Genomic DNA, 4030 nt, shown 5'->3' with positions numbered 1-4030 from the left:
CATACAAGGCGGAAACAGCGTCGTCTGAGTGCGTTCCGCACCAACAATGAAGCGACCCATGCGATCCTCCAAACCGTCGGATCATACTACCATATCTACCGCGTTTTTACACAGTCTGGACCACTTGCAGCCGTAAATCTATGAAGGCACAACGCCCAAATGAAGACGCTGTTGATCGGATTTTTATTTTTCGCTGTTGCGTTTGATACGCCACCTGTGCTGGTCAGGCCGGAAATCGCGATACAAAAGATCGCAGCATGCGGATTCAAAAAGGTCGATTTAAAATTCGATGACACGCTTCAAGAAGATGTAATCGACGTTCTGGACGATGCCTCGATCTCTGACGAGCAACTGCGGTGCGCGGCGCTCGCCTCGCTCGCTTCAAATTACTATGTCACATTTCCTGCGCCGATAGAGAAGGCATATCAGCCGTTATATTGGAACCTGTCGCGTGAACAGGCAAAAGCTGATGCGAAGGCTTGGTTGGACAAGAAGGGGCTGCTCTCTCGCTTGCCGACCTACGATCAGAAACAATCTAACAGTTCGGCTTTTGCCCGCTCTCTTGAGAAGCTTTGCGGGCCGAAAGCCTCCGGAACCCTTAAACCGTTAAACGGTATGTCGACATTCAACGACAGCGCGCTTGCGACTGGCGCATTGGATGAGGAAACCCTCTGGTGCCTAACCAACGCAGCTATGGCCTCAGGCTATCCGCTAGGCTTCATCGGAAATGAGGCCCCTCCCGGCTCGCCGCATCGATAATATGCATGTGCAAAATCGACCATAGTAAGGCGGTAGCTATATTCGTTTCCATTCCTTAGAGCGGACATTGTATAAATCATTTTGGAGCGGCAGGAGTGGAAGATCCAGACTGGTATTCCGCATGGCGACATGAAGCGGTTCACCAACTCCAGGACAAGAACGCACTTCTGAAAGAGCGTTTCCGGCTCGGTGATTGGCCACGCTTCGACTACGAGCTTTCCCAACGCCAATTAGTTTTCTCGGAGAATGGGCAGTCAAGGGTAGTCGCTGACATCCAAGTTGTCGGGTCAACGAGCGCTAAGGCTGGCAACTGGCTTTGGGCGTGGGCGAACGAGCATTGGCCGCTGGATTGCATCGAAGACGCCGAACGCGCATGTCGTTTCGGCGAGGAGCACGGCATAGGTGAGCTGATCAGTGGGTATGTCGAAGATCAAGACCTGAACAGTCTTGGCTGGGAGCTTACGGCGATCACGGCTCGGATATGCGATGCGGTGGGTGCATACCGTCCTCCGCGAGACGAGGGAGGCGGCCTGTTTCTACTTTATCGAGATGTCCGCTGGGTTATCTAGCCGCCGTTAGGGCAGTCTGCTTTCAGAGCTTCCATTCCGAAAACGGTCATTCCACTTTCCACCCAGCGATCGTCGCTCCCGGCCTGCGAATCACCCCGCGCCGCCGATAAGCTGTTGGTCCGGTTCGGAATTGGAAAGCCGCCCAGCGGCAGGCGACCAAAAGTCAGTCATTCAATTGTAAATAAATCTGCTCCATGACCGGACTAAACTGGATTTCTTTCCGGCCCATACAAGGGGTCGGGAACAGTCCACGCATGGGGCAAATCTGAAAAATTACCCCACAAGTTCCACTCACCCTTAGCTGCATCAAACGATGCCAGTCCCCATTGGGGTGGATCAGGCCAGCCAAACCAATCCCGATCAATCAAAAACAAGGTTTCATTGCCAAACTCGGCAACGAACCCCGTTCCCGTCTTTCGCGCCCAATCGTGGTCGTCTCCGAGTGCGGATATCGCAGGCCAGTCGGTTAAGCCCGCCCGTCGCCAAGTAAGTGGCCAGCTTGCGCGTTCGCGATACCCCTTCTTCATAGAACGAGACCGCAAAAAAGCTCGCCTTCCATGGGTTTGATTCCAAGACATTTGCGATTGGGCCTCTGTCCGGTCCGCCCCTTTATGCTCCGAAAGCGGATAGTCCGCTACCTACCCTTTTTCGTCTTCCATTTCGGCCGTAGCCCTGGGTCGAGCGCAGGATGACGCATAACGACGCGGGCTAGAGGACTTCGCTCACCCGTTCTGGCGGCCGGGCGATCACCGCGCCCTTGTCCGTGATCACGATGGCGCGTTCGATCAGGATCGGGTGCGCGGCCATCGCGTCGAGGACGGCCTTGTCGTCCGACACGTCCAGGCCGATTTCCTTCACTATGCCCTCGCCCTTGCGGACGGCTTCCGATGGGCGGACGCCCGCCCTCTTCAGGACCGCCTCGATTTCGGCGCGGCTGGGCGGAGTCTTGAGATATTCGACGACCTCTACGTCGACCCCCGGTGCATTTTCCAGGATCGCGAGCGCCGCGCGCGACTTGGAGCAGCGGGGGTTGTGCCAGATGGTCGCCCTCATGCCTTCTTATCCCTCACGTTCCAGCCACTCTTCCAGCCACTTGATCGTGTAGTCGCCGTTGAGGAAGTCCGGGTCGGTCAGCAGCTTCTGGTGGAGCGGGATCGTGGTCTTCATCCCCTCGATCACATATTCCTCCAGCGCGCGGCGAAGGCGCATGATCGCGCCTTCGCGGGTGCGGCCATAGACGATCAGCTTGCCGATCATGCTGTCGTAATAGGGCGGCACCTTATAGCCCTGATACAGGCCGCTATCGACGCGGACATGCATGCCGCCCGGCACATGATAGCTGGTGACGGTGCCCGGCGAGGGCGCGAAAGTGCGCGGGTCTTCGGCGTTGATGCGGCATTCGATGGCGTGGCCGGTGAAGACCAGGTCCTTCTGCTCGACCGAGAGCGGCTTGCCCTCCGCCACGCGGATCTGTTCGCGCACCAGATCGACGCCCGTGATCATCTCCGTCACCGGATGCTCCACCTGCAGGCGGGTGTTCATCTCGATGAAGTAGAATTCGCCGTCTTCCCAGAGGAATTCGATGGTGCCCGCGCCGCGATAGGCCATGTCGGCCATCGCCTTGCGCACGACTTCGCCCATCCGGTCGCGCTCGGCGGTGGAGAGGACGGGGGAGGGCGCCTCCTCCAGCACCTTCTGGTGGCGGCGCTGGAGCGAGCAGTCGCGCTCGCCCAGGTGAATGGCGTTGCCGTTGCCGTCGCCGAAGACCTGGAATTCGATATGCCGGGGATTGCCCAGATATTTTTCCATATAGACGGTGTCGTCGCCGAAGGCGGCCTTGGCTTCGGAGCCGGCCTGCTTCATCAGCGTTTCGAGCTGGTCTTCGGAAGGCACGACCTTCATGCCGCGTCCGCCGCCGCCAGAGGCCGCCTTGATGAGGACGGGGTAGCCGATCTTCGCGGCGATTTCCTTCGCTTCCGCGATGTCGGAGATCGCGCCGTCGGAGCCGGGAACCAGCGGCAGGCCGAGCGCGCCGGCGGTGCGCTTTGCCTCCACCTTGTCGCCCATGATGCGGATATGTTCGGGCTTGGGACCGACGAAGGCGATGTTGTGCGCCTCCACGATCTCCGCGAACTGGGCGTTTTCCGACAGGAAGCCATAGCCCGGATGGATCGCGTCCGCGCCGGAGATTTCGGCGGCGGAGATGATCGCGGCGATGTTGAGATAGCTGTCCTTCGCCGCGGGCGGGCCGATGCAGATCGCTTCGTCGGCGAGGCGCACATGCATGGCGTCGGCGTCGGCGGTCGAATGCACCGCCACCGTCTTGATGCCCATTTCATGGCAGGCGCGATGGATGCGGAGCGCGATTTCGCCCCGGTTCGCGATCAGCAGCTTTTCGATGGCCATGTGTGAAGCGGCCCTTATTCGATGACGATCAGCGGCTGGTCATATTCGACCGGCTGGCCGTTATCGACCAGCACGGCCTTGACCGTGCCGGCATGGGGCGCGGTGATGGCGTTCATGACCTTCATGGCTTCGACGATCAGCACGGTGTCGCCCGCCTTCACGGTCGAACCGACGGCGGCATAGGGCGCCGCGCCCGGTTCGGCGGCGAGATAGGCGGTGCCGACGATGGGCGAGCGGATGGCGTTGGCGGCCACGGCCGGGGCGGCGGCTTCGGCTGGAGCGGGGGCGGCGGCCGG

General features: G+C 59.7%; 5 protein-coding genes. 2 read left to right on the top strand and 3 right to left on the bottom strand.

From position 1 onward, the window contains the following. The first annotated feature begins 159 nt into the window (after nucleotides 1-159). Together A8G00_RS23845 and A8G00_RS23840 are read left to right on the top strand one after the other, a co-directional pair. Nucleotides 160-759: a hypothetical protein gene (locus A8G00_RS23845; RefSeq protein WP_061940952.1), complete on the top strand. Its 600-nt coding sequence runs from the start codon at nucleotides 160-162 to the stop codon at nucleotides 757-759. Between the two features lie 95 nt (nucleotides 760-854). Beyond that, the gene (locus A8G00_RS23840; protein WP_061940955.1) at nucleotides 855-1328 is read left to right on the top strand and encodes a DUF6882 domain-containing protein; all 474 of its coding nucleotides are present in this window, start codon (nucleotides 855-857) and stop codon (nucleotides 1326-1328) included. Between the two features lie 708 nt (nucleotides 1329-2036). Here the strand turns inward: A8G00_RS23840 and arsC are convergent. The 3 genes from arsC to A8G00_RS23825 all read right to left on the bottom strand — a co-directional run. Beyond that, nucleotides 2037-2381, bottom strand: a complete 345-nt coding sequence (gene arsC / locus A8G00_RS23835) for an arsenate reductase (glutaredoxin) (protein ID WP_103001880.1) — start codon at nucleotides 2379-2381, stop codon at nucleotides 2037-2039. Nucleotides 2382-2387: 6 nt separating this feature from the next. Then, entirely contained in the window at nucleotides 2388-3734 is a 1347-nt protein-coding gene (gene accC, locus A8G00_RS23830) for an acetyl-CoA carboxylase biotin carboxylase subunit (RefSeq protein WP_025549844.1), read from the bottom strand. A gap of 14 nt (nucleotides 3735-3748) precedes the next feature. Further along, the coding region (locus tag A8G00_RS23825) for a biotin/lipoyl-containing protein (protein WP_301182326.1) at nucleotides 3749-4030 on the bottom strand (282 nt) is incomplete at its 5' end.

Origin of the sequence: Sphingobium sp. SA916 (assembly GCF_002894065.1) — a bacterium.
Lineage (GTDB): Bacteria > Pseudomonadota > Alphaproteobacteria > Sphingomonadales > Sphingomonadaceae > Sphingobium > Sphingobium fuliginis.
The sequence above is the reverse complement of the archived record's forward strand: the minus strand, read 5'-3'. Positions and strand labels throughout refer to the sequence as shown.